This is a genomic window from Gaetbulibacter saemankumensis DSM 17032 (assembly GCF_000425645.1).
Classification (GTDB): domain Bacteria; phylum Bacteroidota; class Bacteroidia; order Flavobacteriales; family Flavobacteriaceae; genus Gaetbulibacter; species Gaetbulibacter saemankumensis.
This window is the reverse complement of the sequence record NZ_KE384430.1, coordinates 476,299-496,524: the sequence shown is the minus strand read 5'-3', so window position 1 is coordinate 496,524 and position 20,226 is coordinate 476,299. Positions and strand designations below refer to the sequence as shown.

17 protein-coding genes are annotated in these 20,226 nt (G+C 32.7%); 3 read left to right on the top strand and 14 right to left on the bottom strand.

Annotation, left to right across the window (positions count from 1 at the left end; all coding sequences use genetic code 11):
• Positions 1-7: 7 nt before the first annotated feature.
• The 13 genes from H611_RS0108845 to H611_RS0108785 form a co-directional block, all read right to left on the bottom strand.
• A complete protein-coding gene (locus tag H611_RS0108845) occupies positions 8-481 on the bottom strand; it encodes a hypothetical protein (RefSeq protein ID WP_027138023.1) in 474 nt (157 codons plus the stop codon).
• Between the two features lie 418 nt (positions 482-899).
• Positions 900-1,568 (bottom strand): response regulator, encoded by a 669-nt coding sequence (locus tag H611_RS0108840; RefSeq protein WP_316928847.1) that lies wholly within the window; start codon positions 1,566-1,568, stop codon positions 900-902.
• On the bottom strand, positions 1,568-3,253 hold the full coding sequence (locus tag H611_RS0108835; RefSeq protein WP_027138021.1) for a tetratricopeptide repeat-containing sensor histidine kinase: 1,686 nt from the start codon (positions 3,251-3,253) through the stop codon (positions 1,568-1,570). Before H611_RS0108835 ends, H611_RS0108840 begins: the two co-directional genes overlap by 1 nt.
• A gap of 98 nt (positions 3,254-3,351) precedes the next feature.
• The gene (locus H611_RS0108830) at positions 3,352-4,260 is read right to left on the bottom strand and encodes a S1 family peptidase (RefSeq protein WP_027138020.1); all 909 of its coding nucleotides are present in this window, start codon (positions 4,258-4,260) and stop codon (positions 3,352-3,354) included.
• 4 nt (positions 4,261-4,264) lie between these two features.
• A complete protein-coding gene (locus H611_RS14525; protein ID WP_051238774.1) occupies positions 4,265-5,647 on the bottom strand; it encodes a TlpA family protein disulfide reductase in 1,383 nt (460 codons plus the stop codon).
• Positions 5,648-5,650: 3 nt separating this feature from the next.
• Positions 5,651-7,033, bottom strand: a complete 1,383-nt coding sequence (locus tag H611_RS14520) for a TlpA family protein disulfide reductase (protein ID WP_084158172.1) — start codon at positions 7,031-7,033, stop codon at positions 5,651-5,653.
• 6 nt (positions 7,034-7,039) lie between these two features.
• The gene (locus tag H611_RS0108815) at positions 7,040-7,879 is read right to left on the bottom strand and encodes a thioredoxin family protein (RefSeq protein ID WP_027138019.1); all 840 of its coding nucleotides are present in this window, start codon (positions 7,877-7,879) and stop codon (positions 7,040-7,042) included.
• Between the two features lie 203 nt (positions 7,880-8,082).
• Positions 8,083-9,564, bottom strand: a complete 1,482-nt coding sequence (locus H611_RS0108810; protein ID WP_027138018.1) for a PKD-like family lipoprotein — start codon at positions 9,562-9,564, stop codon at positions 8,083-8,085.
• A 13-nt stretch (positions 9,565-9,577) separates the two neighbouring features.
• Positions 9,578-10,342, bottom strand: coding sequence for a DUF4843 domain-containing protein (locus tag H611_RS0108805; RefSeq protein WP_027138017.1), 765 nt, complete (start codon positions 10,340-10,342; stop codon positions 9,578-9,580).
• 26 nt (positions 10,343-10,368) lie between these two features.
• Positions 10,369-11,835: a RagB/SusD family nutrient uptake outer membrane protein gene (locus H611_RS0108800; RefSeq protein ID WP_169515994.1), complete on the bottom strand. Its 1,467-nt coding sequence runs from the start codon at positions 11,833-11,835 to the stop codon at positions 10,369-10,371.
• An 18-nt stretch (positions 11,836-11,853) separates the two neighbouring features.
• On the bottom strand, positions 11,854-15,135 hold the full coding sequence (locus H611_RS14165; protein ID WP_169515993.1) for a SusC/RagA family TonB-linked outer membrane protein: 3,282 nt from the start codon (positions 15,133-15,135) through the stop codon (positions 11,854-11,856).
• A gap of 160 nt (positions 15,136-15,295) precedes the next feature.
• Positions 15,296-16,501, bottom strand: coding sequence for a FecR family protein (locus tag H611_RS0108790; protein ID WP_027138015.1), 1,206 nt, complete (start codon positions 16,499-16,501; stop codon positions 15,296-15,298).
• A 92-nt stretch (positions 16,502-16,593) separates the two neighbouring features.
• A complete protein-coding gene (locus H611_RS0108785) occupies positions 16,594-17,166 on the bottom strand; it encodes an RNA polymerase sigma factor (RefSeq protein WP_027138014.1) in 573 nt (190 codons plus the stop codon).
• A 524-nt stretch (positions 17,167-17,690) separates the two neighbouring features.
• Here H611_RS0108785 and H611_RS0108780 point away from each other — a divergent pair.
• Positions 17,691-17,912: a hypothetical protein gene (locus H611_RS0108780; RefSeq protein ID WP_027138013.1), complete on the top strand. Its 222-nt coding sequence runs from the start codon at positions 17,691-17,693 to the stop codon at positions 17,910-17,912.
• On the opposite strand, the gene H611_RS0108775 is transcribed toward H611_RS0108780, so the two are convergent.
• The gene (locus tag H611_RS0108775; RefSeq protein ID WP_027138012.1) at positions 17,913-18,500 is read right to left on the bottom strand and encodes a riboflavin synthase; all 588 of its coding nucleotides are present in this window, start codon (positions 18,498-18,500) and stop codon (positions 17,913-17,915) included. It lies immediately after the preceding gene.
• A gap of 65 nt (positions 18,501-18,565) precedes the next feature.
• Here H611_RS0108775 and pdxA point away from each other — a divergent pair, with 65 nt between their 5' ends.
• Complete coding sequence (pdxA, locus tag H611_RS0108770) at positions 18,566-19,612, top strand: 4-hydroxythreonine-4-phosphate dehydrogenase PdxA (protein WP_027138011.1); 1,047 nt, start codon at positions 18,566-18,568, stop codon at positions 19,610-19,612.
• A gap of 74 nt (positions 19,613-19,686) precedes the next feature.
• The gene (locus tag H611_RS0108765; RefSeq protein WP_027138010.1) at positions 19,687-20,226 is read left to right on the top strand and encodes a YceD family protein; all 540 of its coding nucleotides are present in this window, start codon (positions 19,687-19,689) and stop codon (positions 20,224-20,226) included.

Genomic DNA, 20,226 nt, shown 5'->3' with positions numbered 1-20,226 from the left:
TCTCGTATTAATTTTTTATGGGTGTCAATGTTATATGTCTGATTAAATTGGAGTCTGATTTATATTTCCTTTTAAACATGGTATCGTGAAATGGAATTATTTTAATAAATAGCTTTTCTTCTTCACACTTTTCTAATACCCAAAGATGGCAACAATCTTTATCAGTATTATTTGAATTATAGGGAGCATAAGAACTTTTGTCATCTTTTAAATTTAAGGGGGTAAGTCTTTCGATTTCATGGTTTTGTTTAATAACGTGAAGAGAATCTTTATTTTTGGACTTCAAAAAAGTGCTGTAAAAAATGGTGTGTTTCACAATAAAGAGGTCTTTAAAGTTAAGAGTTACTTTTACCGTATTTTTGTTAAATTCATATAGGTGAAAAAAACTATCAGCTTCACATAGATATTGCCCTTGTAGATTTTCCAATGATTGAGAAAACAAGGTTTGACTCAATAACAATAAGACAAAAAGCGCCTTCATTAAATAACAGGTATTTAATTATTTCATTAAGTTACATATTATTATTGAGATTACTTATGTTTATACTATTTGTTAAATTGAGATGTTACTAGCAAAGGAGATAATTGAAAATTTAAGTTTTTTAAGTTTGATAAGGATTGTCTTATTAATATTTTGATTATTTGAATTTTACCTCTTATACATGCAATGCCATATCTTTTTGATTATTAGTTATGGTTTATCATTTATATTACGATTAATTTTTATAAATAATTTTTTTTTCAGTGGTGTTTTACCGTTTAATAAGAATTATAAAAAACAAAAAGCACGCCAGACAAGCGTGCTAATTGCAGTTCCCCCTAACAGGAATTATTAATAGCTGTTCAAAAATACGACTGAAAAAGGGATTTATATTACGGCTTTCCGTAACAGGTGTTATTTATATCAGCCCCAAGTCTTTTATAATGGCTACCAGATGGATGGTATTTTTCGCTTTAAAAATGTCTTTAAGTTTATTAATGCGTTTTTCAATAGAACTTAAGCTGCTGGGAATTACTTTATTTTTTTTAAGTAGCGTACTTATTTCTCCCTGAGAAAGTCCTAAGGATAATTGTTTTATGAGTTCAATATCATAATCATCAATTTCTAAATCGTTTTTCTGATTCAGGGCATTTTTTACCTGGGGAGAAAGGTAAGTTTTGTTATTTGCAATAAGCTGAATAGCTTCAGACAGTTCGCCAGCCCCTTTTCGTCCTTTGCATACATAGCCGTTAACTTGATAGGTGTTTATTAATGTACGCACTTTTTGCAAACGGTCTTCCATAGAATACATAATAACTGCAAGGTCTGTATTTGTTTCTCGTACAGCAGCTACCAAATCTTCACCTGATTTTAATTGGCTATCCTGAAAATCTTCTTTAAAAGATAAATCTGAAATTAACAGATCAAACGGTTCCGCATCTAATTCAGCACGTTTTATTTTTAAGAGTGCATCGTCGCAGTATTGCGATGTTGTTACGTTATTAATTTCATGTGTTTTTAGAACGCTCAGCACGCCATCGTTTACCACATCATGATCATCAACAATTAATACCTTTTTAAAAATCATTATACTGTAATTTTGGCTTTAAATCCTTTATTGGGTTTAGATTCAAAAATAATAGTTCCATTTATGGCTTCCATACGGTTTTCCATATTGAATAAACCAGAGCCTTTTTTTATGCTGCAACCGGTACCATTATCAGAATAAGAAATGTTTAGTTTATGGCCATCAGAATTAAATACAAACACAACGTTGGAAGCCTGACTATGCTTTTTCATATTTACCAGAAGTTCCTGTATGACTCTGTATAAGGTTATCTTTTTAATGCTATCCAGCTGTTCCCATACTATATCATTCAAGCCGCGTGTTATAATATTTACAGATTGGTTTTTATAGCTGAGAAGTAAATCTTTTAGTGCATTGGAGTAATTACCCTCTAGATCTATGGTATTGTTTTCCCTTGAAATATCTCGTGTTTTGGAATAAATAGCATCTAAATTGTCTAGAATATCATCGGTGTGAGTATCGGAATTTTGAAGTTTGGTCATTACCTGGTATACATCATTGGCAACTTCATCATGAACTTTTTTTGAAATGCGTGTTTCTGCAAGATAGACTTGCCGGATTTTATCTTTTTTATGTTTCGATTTTAAGATGAAAATAACAAGAATGGCAAGTACTGTTACTAATATTCCTAAGGTTAAATAAAATAGTTTTAAGTTTTTTTCTTTCTCTTTTTCCAGAGCAATAAGCTTAAGATTTTGTTCCTTTTCCTGAACGAGTTTTTCGGTTTCAGAAACTTTGTATTTTATGGCGGCGTATTTATTTTGTCTTTGAAATTTCTCTTTTTCAAGCGTATCATTTAAGGCAATAAAGTCATTAAAACTACCATGTTGATTTTGAAGTAATCTTGTTTTTAATGCTCCTATTTTGTATACTGGGGTATTAATTTTATTGGCAATTATTTCTAAAGAATCTCCATATTTTAAGGCCAGATTTTTACGGCTTTGATTGAAGTAAAACAATGATAGATGTCTGTAACTGGAGAAAAGACCAATTAAATCTTTAGATGCTTTTCGAAAAGCCAACGCCAAAGTCATATTTTTTAGTCCGTCGTTCAAATTTAATTTCGATTGGTAGAAGCCCAAATTGTCTAAATACACATGTTTTATGCGCTGATTTGTAATAGTAAGTGATTTGTCATAATAGCTTAGTAAAACATCAACGGCTTTTTTAAAGTCATTTTGGTCGGCATAATTATTGGCAATGTTTGTTATAATGGCGATATCATCTTCCTCCTTTTCATTTAATGTTAAAGCCTTTTCATAATAGGTGTTCGAATTATTATAATCCTGAACTTTTCTATAAATCATACCCAACTGATTGTATAATCGAACTCTTGGGTTTAGCGTTTTAGTGGCATTTTCTTCGGTGTCTAAAATTTGTAGAGCCTTAACGGTGGTGGATTCACTTTCATTGTAAAGCCCCATTTCAAATTGACTATACGCAATGAGTTCTTGATAATATGCGGCTTTTGTTGGGGAATTATTTTTTAGTGCTTCTTTAGTTTTATTTTCAAAATAAGTATAGGCTTTCCCAACTTTATTTATGTTTCTGGTGTCTTTAATTTGGTTGTAGTAGTAGTTCGTACTATCTACAGGTGTTTGACCTATTAATTGGTTAGAACCTAAACAAATTGTTATTAGTAAGGCTAAACCATTTATAAAGTAAGAAATACTGTTGTTTTTCATTATTCTAAAATAGAAACTATTTTGTTATGAGGTGTATTTAAGTGAATAAAAAAAGGCTGCATTATGCAGCCTTTTTTTAAATCTCTATAATAGTTCTATTACTGTTTTAAATATGTGTGTAAAACGCTAACCGGAACCGTTTCTTTTACGATTAATTGAGGGTCGCCGTGTACTTTAGAACCATTGGTGTAATGAATGGCAGTCGCGCTTACAACACCTACTACTTCACCGTAATTATTAACTACAGGTCCACCGCTGGCTCCCTGACCAAATTCGGCAGTAATAGCCATTTTTACTTCACCAGTTCGGTCGCTGATATAGTTACGGGCAACCATACCTTTTGTCATGAAAAAGTAGTTGTCAAAAGGGTGTCCCATTAAGTAAACATCTTCTCCCATTAACTCTTGTTCCGCTAAAGCTAATGCCTTTAGTTTTTTGCCTTTTGTGTCAACTTTTAAAATAGCTAAATCGTTAGATTGACTTGCTGATAAAATTTTCACAACAGGATATACGTTTCCGTCAGCATCTGAGGCGAAAACAGCTGAAATATTAGGTCCATTTTCTCTGGTTTCTACTACGTGGAAATTGGTAACAATAATACCATCTTCGTGTATTACAAAGCCTGATGCGTTATTTAAATGAATGTTCGGACATCTATCACAAAGGTAAGAAGAGCCCATAGCAACCGTACGGTCTTTTAAATAGTAATACATTTCATTACCATTTTTAAATTCACGAGGTTGTGCAGTAACGGTTACTTCTGAATTTTCTTCAACGCGATCCATAAGCTGCATTTGTAACTCATCAAAAGGTACATAATTGTTGCTGCTAAATAATTTTTGAACACTATTAGTATAGTCTGCAACGAATTTTGAATCATGAATTACAGTAGCCTCTTTTATAGGCTCTGCATTATTTGATACCGTATTTTCGTTGCTATTTGTTTGTTGTTTACAGCTTACTATGGTAAGTAAAGCTAAACCTAAAATGGATGCTGTATATTTCATTTTACTAGTTTAATAATTTTTGTAATTGTGCTCTTAATTGAGGCTGAGAAGGTCTGGCTGCTTTGGCATCAATAATTTTACCTTCTTTGTCGAATAGCAAAAACCTAGGAATCGCGTTAATTTTATAATCTTTTGCAATTCTAGAATCAAAAGCGGCATCAGCAAAAAGCTGTACACCACCAAGTTGCTCATCTATTACAAACTTAGACCATTTGGCCTTATCTTTTGGTTTGTCTAGAGATACGCTCACAAACACAATATCTTTACCATGAAACTCTTGTTCTAACTTTTTCAAATATGGTATTTGAGATTTACAAGGCGCACACCAAGTTGCCCAAGCATCGATATATACATATTTTCCTTTAAAATCGCTAAAAGATACTTTTTTACCATTAATGTCTTCGTAAGTCCAAGGGTAACCTTGTGTACCTGGAGTAGTGGTTTTTATACTTACTTCGAATTCGTCGATTTTTTTAGTAAGGTATTCGTCTTTAGCTATTGCAGCTCTTAGCGGCTCGATAAAGTTTAAATAGCTTTCATTGTAAGCTGTAAATTTAGGCAAAAACTGTAATGCTGAATATGCCTTTAAAATATCGTTAGGGATGCCTTCCAGCATTTCTGCTTCGGTTGGTCTCACTTTTCCAAAATCTTTTACATAAAGATTATTGAACATTTGATGCAATCTAAGTGTTGCAATTCCGTATGGGATATCTAAAACAATGGTCGACTTAAAGTTGTCACCTTTCATAAATTCATCGAAAAAAGGAGGGAAGTCTCCTTTTTTAGGGTGTTCAGCTCTTGGGGTAAAAACGAAGTTTACGGCTACTTTTTCTATATTTAAGTCTATATAGGCATGCATGAGTTCATTAAAACGCTCGTTAGAAGTATTAACAAGGTCATGTTGCTTTTTCATTTCAGGAATGAATTTTTCATAGAAAGGGAAAAATTCTTTGTATGTTGCTCTTGACGCGCCAAATTTAAAGGTTTTAAGAGTGTCGTTCGATTTGTACCAGTTAAATAAAACTTCATTTTCTTTATCTGGAATGGTTGAAAGATCGTAGCCATCAGGAGTAAAACTCATGTCGAAAGTTTGGTTGCCTTTTATATATAATGGAATTTCAAAACCTTTGTTTCCTACTAAATAAAATCCTTCACTATCTGGGTTTAATGTAAATCCAAATTGATTATTGTCATTTAAATAAGAAGTACTCACCAAAGTAATATCGCCATTTTCTACTTTAGACAGGTTAACTTCTGTTTGATTAGGAAAACCTAAGACTCCCGTTATGGTTGTAAAACCTTCTTTAGCCTTTGGTGTATTGTTATTAACACAAGCCGTCAATAAACCTGCGATAAATAATATTAAAATTGATTTTTGAAATTTCATAAGTTATTTTAATAATGTTAAAAGTTGTTTTTTTAATTCAGGGTCTGATGGTCGTTTCGCGTTCGCATCGATAATTCTACCTTCAGGATCGAAAAGTAAGAACCTAGGAATGGTTTTTATTTTATAGTCGTACCCAATTCTGGTTTGAAAAGCATTTTCAGACATTAATTGAATACCTGTTAGGTTTTCGTTTTTAACGAAGTCTTTCCATTTTTGTTCGTGTTTAGGTTTATCCATGGAAATGCTTACAAACTGGATGTCTTTCCCGTGTAAGTCTTTCTCTAATTGTTTTAAAGCCGGAATTTCCTTTTTACATGGAGCACACCAGGTTGCCCAAACATCGATGTAAAGGTATTTACCTCTAAAATCGCTGAAAGCGTATTCTTTGCCATTAACATCTTTATAGCTCCATGGATAACCTTGTGTTCCAGGATTCATGTTTTTAATGGTCAATTCGAATTTTTCAACTTCGTTTTTAGCGTATTCCGATAATTCAATGTCGTCGCGATAGCTATCAATAAAGCCGATATAGTTTTGGTCGTAATTTTTAAAACTTTTTAAGTATTCTAACACAAAAATACCTCTTACTGTATCGTTAGAAACCGTATTAATTAGTTTAGGATAATATGCATACGGGTCGCTTTTCTTCAAGGCTTCGTATTTATCCTTTTGGTGTAGGTGTAAGGTTTCAAAACCATTAGGTATTTTTAGAATATTAGCGGATTTAAAAATATCTGTATTCAGTATATCATCATAGAAACTAGGTAGTTCCTCTTTTTTAGGATGCTTAGTTCTTGGCGTATGTAAAAAGTGTAATGCTGTATATTCGATATTTAAGTCAATATAACTATGCATTAGTTCATTAAATTTTGGGTTTGAAGTATTTACCAAATCATGTTGAGCCTTCATTTCAGGAATGAATTTTTCATAAAACGGGAAGAATTCTTCGTAGTTTTTTGGAGGCATAGACATGAAGTTAAATGGCTTTAAAGGATCGTTTGAAGTTACCCATGCGCTTAAAACTTTATTTTCTTCATCATAAGGATTAACCATTTCAAAACCATCTGCCAAATTGAAGTTAATTTCAATAGCTTGATCACCCTTAATATAAAGCGGGTAATCGTATCCGCGTTCTCCTAAAATATAAAAACCTTCTTCATCCGGTTTAATAGCAAAACCAAATTTGTTGTCGGCGTTAACCGAAACACTTGCAATCTTAGTACGTTGTCCGTTTGCTATTTTAGATAAGATAACTTGATCCCGATTGGTAGGTAATACATAGGTGCCATAAATAGTTGTGTAACCGTTGGTATTAGAAGTTTTAGAATCGCAGGATGTAAACAACACAGCGAATACAAGTACGAATAGAATTTTAGTCAATTTCATTGTGATTTATTTTACTTGATTTGTGGCATATTTAGTTTGAAAAATGTCTTTATATTTAATCCAGTCTTCTGTAGTGAAAACTGGTTTTACCTTAGCTAAAAGCTCATTAAATTTATCTACGTTGTTCTGTTTTCCTAATGCTACTGCTTTTCTAGTTACTTGGCTTATGAGATAGCTTTTTACTAGAGATTGGCCGTAGTCATTAGCTAATATTTCGGCATTATCTATTACAAAATCGGCATAAATACCTCCAACTCTTAGTCCGGTAATAACAATAAATGGAATTTCTTTGGTTAAATCTTGATTTTCAAGGTATTCGATAACGTGGTCATAATCAAAATTACGCTTGTTTTCTAAATAGGCTTTAGAATAGAATGCTGGATAATCGCCAGTTAATGTGTTGCTGAATTTTTTATAGGCCTTTTTAGTTTTTAGATGTTGAGCCGATAATAATAATTCTTCAAGTTCTTTTACAGATTGATAGCCCTTTTCTATATTTAAAACATATCCCTCCGGGCTTAAAAAAATGAAAGTAGGAAAGCCATTTACTCCATATTTTAAACTTAGTTTTTTACCAATGTCTTCTTTAAAAATATCTGCTTTAAAGGCAATGAAGTCGTTATTCAAAATATGAGCAATGGTTTCGTTCGGAAATACATCGGCATCCATTTCAGCGCAAGGCTTACAACCTTGAAAATAAAGGTCTATAAAAATAGGTTTATTTTCCGTTTGAGCTTGTTGTATAACCTCCTCCCAAGAAAGCTTCTTAAAATTGGTTTGTGCAAAGTTTTGCAATTGAAAAATAAGACAAAAAATGAGTGCTAAAACTCGAGTAAGTTTAAACATTTTAACTAATTAATTAATGATTCACAAAGCTAAAATAAAGAAAGGCGAATCGAGTAATTTTTTCTGCTAAATCTATGTTAATTTTAAGCTTTTAATACATTGAAAATGAGTGTTTTAATAGGTTTTCTTAAATTAAAGTTAAAGGAATAAAAAAGGGGCGATTTATAGAAGTCGCCCCTATCATGATTTAAAAAAAGTATAGTCTAGAATCGTTCACGATAATCGACACTTTTAATTTTACCAAAGCCTTCGTATCGCGCATTTAAGGTAATGTCGTTATTGGCAGATGGTACGTCATAAAACTCTAAAGCACCTTCACTACCATCATAAGCACCTACAATAAGCATGTTTTGGTAGGTTTTATATTTAGGTACGAACCTATCATTTTCGAAATTATTAAATTTCAGTAATGTTATTTCTTCTGCGCCTTTATCTATAACAAGATCATTTACATTATCAAATATATTGTATTGATACACTTTACCGCCAACAGCATAGAAAATATAGCCATAAGCAGGGCTTACAGCAAATAGAGAGGCTTGGTCTATTTCAGGGGCATTAGTTAAATCATAAGCGCCGGTTTGTGTTGTAGATCTAAATGTATACACAAAATATTTGGCATCAGGGGTTTTTACTATGGCAAAATTACTTGCATTATTACCGTTAAAATCATTAGTTTCCATGTATAATAAATCATCGCCATTATCCCATTCAAATTTCTTATCCCAAGGTAATGGTGCAGGCATATCATAGCTATTATAATTAGGTGCAGACCCAGATAAATATTGAAATTTTTTGTTCGTGTTATCGTAGATAACTTTGCCGTTGGTAGCTACATAATTCGATGCTTCGAAAGTTACACCCACTTCGGTTTTATTTACTGGGTTATTATAAAGTATTCTACTTGTAGGATCGGTGTAATAGATGTTATTATCAACGATACAAAATGCTTGACCTGATCCAGCTTGGAGTTGATGGATGGCAGTAGCTTCCATGTTATCCGGTTGTTCTGAAAGGAATTCCGTGCGTAGATGTAGTCCAGGAGTCCATTCCCAGGTATCTGCATCTACTCGGGTCGTACCTGTTATCGAGCTACTAACATAGACGGCATATTGTCTAAAATTAGGAGTATAAGTATTTACAAACCCAGCGTCTCCCTCTAAGTTTAAATCGGATCCGGCTAAAATATCAAAAAGCACTAAGTTTTCAGTATTAGATATTTCTGAAATCATATCTAATTTCGGCCCCTCATTGGTGTCGTTTAATACCAGCCAACCTTCGTAAGTACTTGTGATAATTTCTATGTCGAAATTATATTGCCATTCAATTTCCGTTTCTGTATCTTTTACAACATAGAAGATATCATGGAGACCTGGAACTGCTGTTACTTGGGCAGATAGGTTACGTTCGGTTGAGATGAGTTTTGAACTACCATTTGCTAATATATACCATTCATAATTGTAGCGACCTTCAGTTTCATTACTATCTATAGTAAAGTTTAATTCAGGTGTTATGCTTAAATCTTCAAATCTGTAAATAGTATATTTAGGGTCAATACCGCCAAATTCAACTTCGTTTATATCTTTATAATCGTAATTACCTTCATCAGCAAGACAAGAGACAAACAATGCCGAAACGGTGATAAAAAGAATTACGTATAATTTTAACTGTTTATATGTTTTCATGTTCATTTAATGTTTAAATTCCAAATACTGTCATTGGGGTTCCATCGTCTTCTAATACTGGTGTTCCTGCATTTATTTGCTCTCTAAGATAGCCTTGAAAACTAAAGAATTTAGTAAAAAATGTAGGATCCCTCAAAGGGTTTTCTGTATTCCAATCTGGAAGTGGAATATTATTTACTTCAGCATATAAATAGAATTTTTTTGTTGAATAATCTAACATTGGAAACGGCCAATATGTTGGCTTTATTAAAATATCTGATATCGCTAATTCAAAGGTATTATAACTTATTGGTTCGCCAGTTTCGGCGTTTAAACCAGAACCATCAAGATTGGCATCAAAATTTTCGTTGGGAACCAATCCTATTTTAATCGAGAATGTTTCTTCTTTCATATCTGCTGTTCTCATCAGGTAAATAGGCAATGAATCTATTATCGAGTTAGCCGGAATGACGAATGACGATGGTAGTGAAAAATGAACACCTTCCTGTGCTGTTGATTCTTCCAAGATTTCAATGCTATATTCTCTGTCTATATCATACACAAAACCTTGAGTTTGTACAGGTATTTTAAAAGTATCTTTTGTAATATCAGGAAGAAAGGAACCAAAGGAAAAAGCTACACTATCTACTTTATTAGTAGAAGAAAATCTGCCATCAAGAGCCCATTTGAAAAAGATGTTGTCATTTCCTTTAAAAGTGTCTATTTCTCTTTCTTCGCAAGCTATAAATGAAAGGCACAGTGTAAGTGCTAGAAAGAGCTGATTTATATATTTTTTCATGATTGTAATTTTAAAATAATTAATACTTACCTAAAGTCTGTTTCTGATAATGGCAATGGTACTACATAGGTAGAAGTCGACATTGGTATTGTTTCAGAAGACAAGGTTCCATTAGGTATTTCGGTTAAATATCTACGTTTATAGTAAAAGAATAACTGCCCTTCTCCATAAAATTCTTTTCTGTATTCTTTCATTATTTCGTTATCCAAATCGATACTATTATAATCTAATGCCCCTAAAGCACGTTTTTCTCTAACTATGTTTAAATAGTCGGTTGCAATACTTGGGTCTGGTTCTGTTTCGGCAACGATATAATACATTTCACTCATGCGTATTAGGGGTTGCATAAATAATAAATTGGCAGAAACATTAGAAAATTTATTTAATACTCTGATATTTGGTTCAGAAGCAGGTTGAATCCATAGTCTTCCAAATCTAGGGTCCGCTTCATTTCCTTCAAAAGTTTCTTCTAATCGGGTTCTATTAGGGACCAAACGTTTTGTTTTTTCCGAATCAGCAGAAAATAAATTTCTGGCAACCGCTCTTATATTAAAGTGCTCTAAACCAAATAATACTTCTTTTGAAAATATAAGATTTGGATTATCCTGATTACCAATTTCTTCTTCGGTTGTCCAAGGAAACCATTTTGTAGCTTCATTAATTACAGCTTTGGCATTTTCTAAAGCTTGAGAATTATTACCTGCATATAAATGTACTCGCGCTTGTAATGCTTTAACAGCAAAATAATTTAAGCGTAAATTTCTGAACCTGAAAAAATTAGATTCTTCAAAACCAAATCCAGGATCTCCGGGTTCTAATTCAGGGGCGTCTTCCTCAAAATAATCTACTTTGCCGTATTCTCTTACCGGATCTTTATCTAAAAATGTTTCAGCTGTTTGTAAATCAGATAATACTATATCTATGACCTCTGAAGCCGTAGAAATTGGGTTTAAATTAGCTGATGGGGCTATATAATATGGTATGGCTAAATCGTTTGGATTTTGCGAATAAACAGGGCCAAAAATGCGTAATAAATCGAAATGAAGCATAGCTCTTAAGCCAATAGCTTCTCCTTTGTATAAGGCTTTTCGGTCTTCGTTAAGAAAATCAGAATACGTATCGATGCCTTTTATAAAGTTATTAATGTTCAAGATGTTTTGATACATGTTTTTCCACAATGCGTCGAATTTATCTTGAACGCTTTCATCGTTATAATTATAGGTAGACATTAAACCCCATTCGTGCTCACTTTCGCTACAATCGTAACGCTGAGCAAGTACATCTGTTAAGCTCATGGTTAATTGTGATGCATACGAGTTTTGTGATGTAATGTTACCATATATACCGACTAATGCCGTTCTAATTCTATCTTCATTTTTATAGATGTCTTCTTCTAGAATTTTGTCTTCTGGTTGAACATCTAAATAAGCGTCGCAAGACACTATTGAGATGCTAAATAACGCTATTATTATGTGTGTTATGTGTTTTTTCATTTTCATCATTAATTTTAATTAGAAAGAGGCATTTAAACTAAATGATAGTGAACGAGCAAAAGGGTACGTTAAACCACGTTCAATTCTAATAGTCGAGAAACGAAATATTTCATTCATATAGGCTGTTAATCTCAAGCGCTCTAAGCCAATTTTTCTCATCCAATCTCTGTTTCTGAATTGATAACCAATATTAATAGATTCGGCACTTAAAGTGTTTTCTTTTTGAATAAATCTTGAAGAGATTGGCGTATTGTCGAAATTTGTAATTGACTTGTAGCTCGCAATATCCCCAGGTTTTAACCAACGACTTGTTAGTGCTCTTACATCTTGGTTATAAATTCTATCGTTTTCTGAAATATTTTCAATTTGCTGGAATGCTGCCGAATTGAAACGATCGCCACCTAAAGTATATCGGAAATTCATGCCGAAAGTAAAATCCTTATATCGGAAGTTACTTGTAATAATACCCTGAAGTGTTGGTCGCCCATTACCCATTACCTTTTCATCTTGAATATTATATTCGTAGGTAGGTAATCCATCTTTGTTAAGGAAAACTTCGCGTCCATTACTTGGGTCAATACCTAATGATGGTACTGCCCATAAATCATCTGGGCTATAGCCATCGCGGTAACGAAATAATGAGCGATTTTCTTGAGCAGAGTCATCTAATGTTTCTAATTTGTTACCAAATCCTCCATAAACATTTTCCAGAGTCACAGAATTAAATCCTAGAGTCCAGGTAATATCGTTTTCTAAATCGTAAATAGGAGATACTCTTACAGTCGTTTCGAACCCTGTCGTTTTCATGTGGCCAACGTTAACGGGATAATTAACAATCCCAGTAGAACTTGGTAAATTTAAACGCGCAATTAAAGGGTCTGTATTTTTGAAAAATAAGTTGGCTGTAAAATTTATTCTATTATTTAATAACGTAGCGTCTAAACCAAAACTACTTTGTATAGTGTTCTGCCATTCTAAATCTGGATTAGCAACAGTTTGCAATATGGTACTTTGTCCAAAATATTGCGAAGATGTAGCGTAAGTATAAATAGAGGTAGATGTTAAATCTCCAAAACCTTGATTACCAGTTTCTCCAATATTTCCTCTTAGTTTCAATAAAGAAACAATATCCTCGTCAAATCCAAATTGCTCATGGATATTCCAACCAGCACCTACAGACCAGAAAGGTGAATATTTTTCGTTAGATCCAAATGCGGTTGAACCATCGATACGGTATGTGGCATCAACAAATAGTTTATTGTCAAAAGAATAGTTGGCACTACCTAAAACATTAACACGCCTGTAAATTCTTGAGTTGGTGTTTGGTTTACCTCCTGGCGTATAACCGAATGAAAAGGCAGGATTACCATTGGTTCCTGGAGGAAAGCCTAATGCAGTTATAGTTAATCGATCATTATTAGTTTCTTCAAGTTCTGTTCTAAGACTTCCCGTAACCTTGTGCTTTTCAGCAAAGACATCGGCATAAGTAGCCATAGCGTTAAATCTATAACTAAAATTATTGGTATGTGAATTCGAATAGGCTCCACTTTCACGAGGACTTGCTCCGGCAAAAGAAGGGTGATCTGGGTCTGTAAAAGATTCATCGGTTGTATTACCGCCAGTTAATTGAAAATTTGCTTCAAGTCTAAACTTATTACTTAATGTGTACTGCGCTCTAAAGTTATTAATAATAGTTAAAGTTTTATTAGTACCATAAGATCTTAAAGTTGAATTGTATAGAGGGTTGGCAATATTCTGATTGGTAAATATATTGCCAATATTTAAGAATCTACTAATTCTTCCTTCGGCATCAGTTACTCTAAAATATGGATTCGCTCTTGTGTAGTCCGAGAATCCTCCATACGGTGAATTATCTGCAGTGACTCCATTTATATATAGTCTATTCGTAATATTAAATTTATTTTTTCGATAAGTTAAATCCACATTAGCGCCCCAGTTATTACGCTTAGATCCAATCATAACACCGTCCTGACTTCTTAAATTAAAGCCAGCACCAAATGTTAATGTTTCGCTACCGCCAGAGGCATAAACGGAGTTTCTTATGGCCGTACCGACTTGTAAAGGTTCATTTAACCAATAGGTGTTCACTCCTCTTTTTATTTCGGCTAAAATCGTGTTGTATTGTCGATCCAATTGAAATTGTTCAAATGCATTATTTCCTGTCCATCTGCCTGCTAACCTTTCATATTCCAATTTTTGCGTAGAATTCATTAAATTATAATCCGATAAATCGGGCATTTCTACTGTTAAATCTCCTGTGTAGGTTATTTGTATTTGACCTTCTCTTGGTCTTATAGTTTCAACAACAATAACACCGTTAGCTGCCTGCGCTCCATATAGCGCTGTTGAAGACGCATCTTTTAATATTGTTATCGATGAAACACGGTTCATGTCTAAATCGACAATCTGTTGAAGTGTTGTTGGAAAGCCGTCCAAAATGAATAAGGGTTGGTTGGGGTTATTCCCAAATTCGTCTCTTAAATCATCATTTGAAATACTGGTTTTACCACGTACTTCAATTTCAGGAAGCGCATTAGGGTCTGAACCTAAAAGGTTATTGTCAACAATATTAAATGAAGGATCTAAGGTTCTTAAACTTTGTAAAACATTAGTGTTTCCAATGGCTTTTAATTCTTCGCGTGAAGCTGTGGTAGTTGCTCCGGTAAAACTTTTCTTTTCTCTTCTAACGACACCCGTAATAACAACTTCTGAAAGGTCTTCGATATCTTCTTCCATTTTTAAATTGATTTCTGTTCTGCCATCAATTTTAACCTCTACTTTTTTATAGCCTACATAACTAAAAACAAGAGTTGACTCTGGGTCTACATTTGTTGCACTATATTCTCCATCAAAATTGGTAATGGTTCCGCGTCCTTGCTCTTTCATAATAACCGTTACACCTGGTAGAGGCATATCATATTGGTCCGTTACAACACCTGTAACAGTGATGGTTTGTTGTTGGACTAAAGGGGTACTATTAATTTTACCCTCGGAAGGACTTATTAGAATGATGTTATTTTCTGTTTTTTCAACTTTGAAATCTTCACCAACTAACTTAGATACAGCCTCTAATGTATCTAAATTATCGAAGTTTACCGTAACTGATTGGTTGACATTTAGTTCCTTGTCGCTATAAAAGAAATCCACATGAGCTTCTTTCTTTATATGACGTAGTGCCTCAGAAAGTTTAACTTCTCCAAGAGTCAGTGAAATCTTTTGAGAAAAGGAGAATACTGAGATACTGAAAAACACCATGCATAAAATGAGGGATTGTTTCATGTATTGTATTATTAAAGGTTTGTGTTTGTGTCGTAACCTACACGTAGCTGCGGTTAACTTTTTTTCCATAAATTTAAATTGTTAAGTTAATTCTTTTTGATGAATTTTTAAGGGAATTTTAATTATAATTATCTGAAAGCGTATATTTTAATGATTTTTTCTAGCTATTTGAAATAGACACTTCGTAAAAGTTAGACTCACTGTCTTTGGTAATTTTATATTTTACTTTAGTAGTCTTGCATATTAAATTTAGGAGGTAATCTATTGGTTCGTTCTTATAAGCAACCCCTGTAAAAGTTTCATTTTTTAATTCGGGATCTTCAAAATTTATTTGTACATTATACCAACGCCCCATCTTAGTAAGTATTTGTTCTAATCGTTCTTGTTCGAAGTAAAATTTGCCATCTTTCCAGGCAGTATAAACTTCTGTATCGACGGATTTTATTTGGAAGTTTGGAGCATTTTGTTTGAAAGTAGCATGCTCATTGGGGGATAATATTACGGTTTGTTTTTCCAATGCATTAGCTAGTTTAATTTTACCTTCTACTAGCGTTGATGTAAAACTACTCTCATCTTCATAGGATGAAACGTTGAAATGAGTACCTAAAACAGCTACAGAACATTTGTTTGTTTGAACAATAAATTGTTTTTTACTTTTAGTTACTTCAAAATAAGCCTCACCATCAAGCTCTACAATTCGCGTATCGCCAGTAAATTTTTCAGGGTATTTTAATGAGCTGGCTGAGTTAAGCCATACTTTGGTGCCATCTGGTAATTGAATTTGATAAATTCCTCCGTTAGGAACAAAAAGGGTATTGTATTTTGGGTTTTCCTCAGGGTAATTGGAATCTACGGAGTTGTATACTAATCCGTTGTTGGTATTTTGTATGGTGGTTATTTTATCTGAAGCTATAATGGTGTCAGATTTCGATTCTAAATCTATCTCGGTTCCATCGGCTAGAACTAAAGTGGCTTTTTGGTAACCAGGTTTGATGTGTTCTAATGCTTCTTGAGTTGAAACTTCTTCATTAAAATTAGAATTATAGAAAATAACACTTCCACTAATAAATAAAATTACAATCGCTGCATATTTTAGAGTCTTGTATAATTTTAAGCGAATAATGTTTTCATGATTTTTTTGGTCAATTTTTTTTTTAACTTTATTAAAAACCGTCTGTTTTTTGGCCGCTTTGTATATTTCTTTGGTGTTAAGAAGCTCTTTTTTGCTTAAAATTTGATTGTAAAATTCTTGATTATTACCCTGACTCAACCAGCGATTAAGTTCTTGCTGTTCAAGTTTGCTAATTGTTTCTGTAACAGATTTGTATATCAGATTTGAAATGTGATATGAAGTTTGTTCTTGCATTCGAAATTAGCTTTTATTTAACACATAGTTAGGTGTTGTTTGAAGGTAATACTATGAAAGTACCGAAAAGGGTGGGAAAAATTAATAAAATTTTAATTTTTTATTGTGATATTGTTAAGAATGAACAAAAATAAATGCTCTTCTTTAAGTTGCATTTTTAGAATTTCTATAGCACGTGCTCGTTGCGATTTAACCGTATTTATGCTAATGTTTAGTGTTTCTGCAACTTCTTTGTATTTTAAATTTTCAATGCAGCACATTTCAAAAACCTGTCGGCATTTTTTCGGAAGAGATTCTAATGCTTGTAAAATTAGACGATGAGTTTCTTCTTTAATAATGCGTTGCTCAAAATTCGTAAATGTTAAGTCTTTAGTTTCTAAGTTTAGGGAAGTGGTTTTATTTCTCTTCTTTAAATAGTCGAATGAAGCATTTTTAACTGATGTATAGAGATACGATTTTATGTTTTTATTAGGGTCAAGGGTTCTGCGTTTTTCCCAAATGGTTAACATAATGTTCACTACAATCTCTTCGGCAGCGTAATGGTCCTTAACATAATGAAATGCGAAAGCGTAAAGGCTCTCGTAAAAAGTGTCAAATAAAACTTTATAAGCTTGAGAGTCTCCTTCTTTAAGATTATGAATTAAGTTTTCAAAATTTAAAGACATTAAATAGGGTTGAATTCAGGTAGCAAAGATAATAATTAATAAGGATTAGGTTTCTTAATTAATTACTATTAGTCTGAATATTTTATGATTATAAGTTTTGTGAGAATATACGTTTATTTTTTTGAATTTCTACTTTATATAAGGTGTTAATGAGTTTTTAGGTGTCTCGTTCTAAGAGGTGTTTTTTAGTTATTAGTTAAATATTACTACGTGCATAATTTAAATTGGTAATAGATATAGATAGTTTATTTTAAATTCGTCTATATAGCAAATAATTTAGGATTTCTTAAAACTGGTATTTAAGCTATTAAAATTATCGTTTTAGAAATGTCATAATGTTTGTCATAATTGTTATATAATCTATACCTTTGCGTTGTTAGGTAGCTAAAAAGGAGAGATTGTTTTGGTTGTCAAAGTTGTGAATTTCTGTATTTTGTCGATGAAAAACGCTTTTTACGGATAAAATTACAGTTAAATTGACTTGTTATTTTGAAAATCATCTTTTTTTTCCAAATTTTAACCCCATGAATTTACAAAGCAAGTCCATATTAACCGTTATCTTATTTGTTTTGATGGGTTCATTTTGTTTTGCTATTCAAGTAGCTATCCCAGAAGAATTACCTTTGCCTATGGATGGCGAGGATCCTTCAGGGCCTCCTGGACTATATTTAGATAGTTTTTTAGTTACAGGTGTTGTAGCAGGGATAGTTTATGGAATAAAAAAGCTTTTGTCGAATAATTCATAATTAATTCAATTCGATTAATCTGGCAACGTATTTTCCTAACACATCAAATTCTAAATTAACTTCAGTGCCAACTTTAAAAGAATTGAAATTTGTGTGTTGATAAGTATAGGGGATGATAGCAACACTAAATTCGTCTCTTTTTGAGTTAACAACGGTTAAACTCACGCCATTAACCGTTATAGAGCCTTTTTCTATGGTAATGTTGTTAAGAGAGGAGTCGTAATTAAAAGTAAATCTCCAGCTTCCGTTTGTTTCTTCAATATGTTTGCAGATTGCGGTTTGATCTACGTGGCCTTGTACAATATGACCGTCTAGACGGTCGCCTAATTTCATGGCGCGCTCTAAATTAATTTGGTCATTGATTTTTAATGAGCTTAAATTCGTTTTATCTAGAGTTTCTTTAATTGCAGTTACTGTATATTCGTCTTGCTGAATGTTTACAACTGTTAGGCAAACACCATTATGAGCAACACTTTGATCGATTTTTAATTCTGAAGTTATGTTGCTTTTTACCGTGATGTGAAGATTATCTTGTTCGGTTTTTAAGTTAGTAATAACACCTAGATCTTCAATAATTCCTGTAAACATAATATTGTTTGTTTATTTAACTAAATTTGCGACATCAAAATTACAAACAAAAGTTATCATATTTAATGAAGAAAGTAGAAAATATAGTTGTTGGAATTTCAATAGGTGACTTAAATGGTATTGGAGGAGAAATTATATTAAAGACTTTTGAAGACTCAAGGGTTTTAGATTTCTGCACACCCGTAGTTTTTGCTTCTGCAAAGACCATGAATTTTTTTAAAAAGCACTTTAAATCTGAGATTGTTTTTAATATTACGAATAATGTAAAGCAGCTTGTGTCTGGAAAGGTGAACGTGTTTAACAGTTGGAACGAGCCTGTATCTATAGAATTCGGAAAGGAAGACACTAAGATTGGAGAGTATGCAATAAAATCCTTGCATTCGGCTACCAAAGCTTTAAAGGAAGGAGATGTTGATGTTTTGGTAACAGCGCCTATAAATAAACATAATATCCAGTCTGAAGCCTTTAAGTTTCCGGGGCATACTGATTATTTGGCTCAAGAACTAGAGGGAGAAAGTCTTATGTTTATGGTTACAGATACTTTACGGGTAGGCTTATTAACAGATCATGTACCTGTTAAAGATATTGTAAATCACATTACTGAGGATTTAATTGTTAAAAAAATTAATACGGTTTATCAATCTTTAATAGAGGACTTTAATATTGTGCGTCCTAAAATAGCTGTACTTGGTATTAATCCACATACGGGTGATAGCGGTGTTATTGGTAATGAAGATGATACTGTGCTTCGTCCAACTTTAAAAAAAATAAAAGAGGAAGGTAAACTGGTTTATGGTCCTTATGCTGCCGATAGTTTTTTTGGTTCAGATAATTATAAAAATTTTGACGCCATTATTGCATCATATCACGATCAAGGTTTAATTCCATTTAAAACGTTATCCTTTGGTCAGGGTGTTAATTTTACTGCTGGACTTAATCGAGTTAGAACCTCACCAGATCACGGAACAGCCTATGAAATAGCAGGGAAAGGTGTGGCGGACTCAAATTCATTTAAAGAAGCCGTCTTTACTGCTATTCAGGTGTTTAAAAATAAATCTGATTATAAGGAGCTTACATCAAATCCGTTAAAAAAACAGCCTAAAAAGATATAAACAAAAAAATGTTTATAAGTTACCTTGCTTAAAATAAAAATTTATATATTTGCAGGCTCAAAATAGATGTGATAATGAAGCCATTAAAAGAATTTACAATTCCATTTGTAGGGCTAAAGGTAGCGAAGCATCATTTTGAGTACAAAATTGAGCAAGCGTTCTTTGAATATTTTGAGTATAAAGAGTTTAACGATGTAAGTGTTGATGTTCATCTTGAATTAGAAAAGAAATCCACATTACTCGAATTACACTTTAAAATTTCAGGATTTGTAAATGTTAATTGCGATTTAACGAACGAACCTTACAATCAACCTATAGAAAATGAGTTTGATTTGGTGGTTAAGTTTGGAGATGAATATAACGATGAGCATATCAATATTTTAATTGTGCCACATGGCACTTATGAAATTAATGTGCAACAATATATTTATGAGTCAATTGTATTGGCCGTACCGATTAAACGTGTACATCCCGGAATTAAAGATGGGACATTAGATTCAGATATACTCAAAAAATTAGAAGAGTTAAGCCCTAAGCAAAAGGAGAAAAAAAATGAGGAAGATGAAATAGATCCTCGCTGGAATACATTAAAAAAACTATTAACGGATAAATAA

Excerpts from the sequence above, each read along its gene's own strand:
- H611_RS0108765 (WP_027138010.1), top strand. The coding sequence starts at position 19,687 with ATGAAGCCATTAAAAGAATTTACAATTCCATTTGTAGGGCTAAAGGTA.
- H611_RS0108790 (WP_027138015.1), bottom strand. The coding sequence starts at position 16,501 with ATGCAAGAACAAACTTCATATCACATTTCAAATCTGATATACAAATCT.
- H611_RS0108810 (WP_027138018.1), bottom strand. The coding sequence starts at position 9,564 with ATGAAAACATATAAACAGTTAAAATTATACGTAATTCTTTTTATCACC.
- H611_RS14525 (WP_051238774.1), bottom strand. The coding sequence starts at position 5,647 with ATGAAATTTCAAAAATCAATTTTAATATTATTTATCGCAGGTTTATTG.
- H611_RS0108800 (WP_169515994.1), bottom strand. The coding sequence starts at position 11,835 with ATGAAAAAACACATAACACACATAATAATAGCGTTATTTAGCATCTCA.
- H611_RS0108775 (WP_027138012.1), bottom strand. The coding sequence starts at position 18,500 with ATGTTTACAGGAATTATTGAAGATCTAGGTGTTATTACTAACTTAAAA.
- H611_RS0108830 (WP_027138020.1), bottom strand. The coding sequence starts at position 4,260 with ATGAAATATACAGCATCCATTTTAGGTTTAGCTTTACTTACCATAGTA.
- H611_RS0108785 (WP_027138014.1), bottom strand. The coding sequence starts at position 17,166 with ATGTCTTTAAATTTTGAAAACTTAATTCATAATCTTAAAGAAGGAGAC.
- H611_RS0108845 (WP_027138023.1), bottom strand. The coding sequence starts at position 481 with ATGAAGGCGCTTTTTGTCTTATTGTTATTGAGTCAAACCTTGTTTTCT.
- H611_RS14520 (WP_084158172.1), bottom strand. The coding sequence starts at position 7,033 with ATGAAATTGACTAAAATTCTATTCGTACTTGTATTCGCTGTGTTGTTT.
- H611_RS0108780 (WP_027138013.1), top strand. The coding sequence starts at position 17,691 with ATGAATTTACAAAGCAAGTCCATATTAACCGTTATCTTATTTGTTTTG.
- H611_RS0108815 (WP_027138019.1), bottom strand. The coding sequence starts at position 7,879 with ATGTTTAAACTTACTCGAGTTTTAGCACTCATTTTTTGTCTTATTTTT.
- H611_RS0108840 (WP_316928847.1), bottom strand. The coding sequence starts at position 1,568 with ATGATTTTTAAAAAGGTATTAATTGTTGATGATCATGATGTGGTAAAC.
- H611_RS0108835 (WP_027138021.1), bottom strand. The coding sequence starts at position 3,253 with ATGAAAAACAACAGTATTTCTTACTTTATAAATGGTTTAGCCTTACTA.
- H611_RS0108805 (WP_027138017.1), bottom strand. The coding sequence starts at position 10,342 with ATGAAAAAATATATAAATCAGCTCTTTCTAGCACTTACACTGTGCCTT.
- H611_RS14165 (WP_169515993.1), bottom strand. The coding sequence starts at position 15,135 with ATGAAACAATCCCTCATTTTATGCATGGTGTTTTTCAGTATCTCAGTA.
- pdxA (WP_027138011.1), top strand. The coding sequence starts at position 18,566 with ATGAAGAAAGTAGAAAATATAGTTGTTGGAATTTCAATAGGTGACTTA.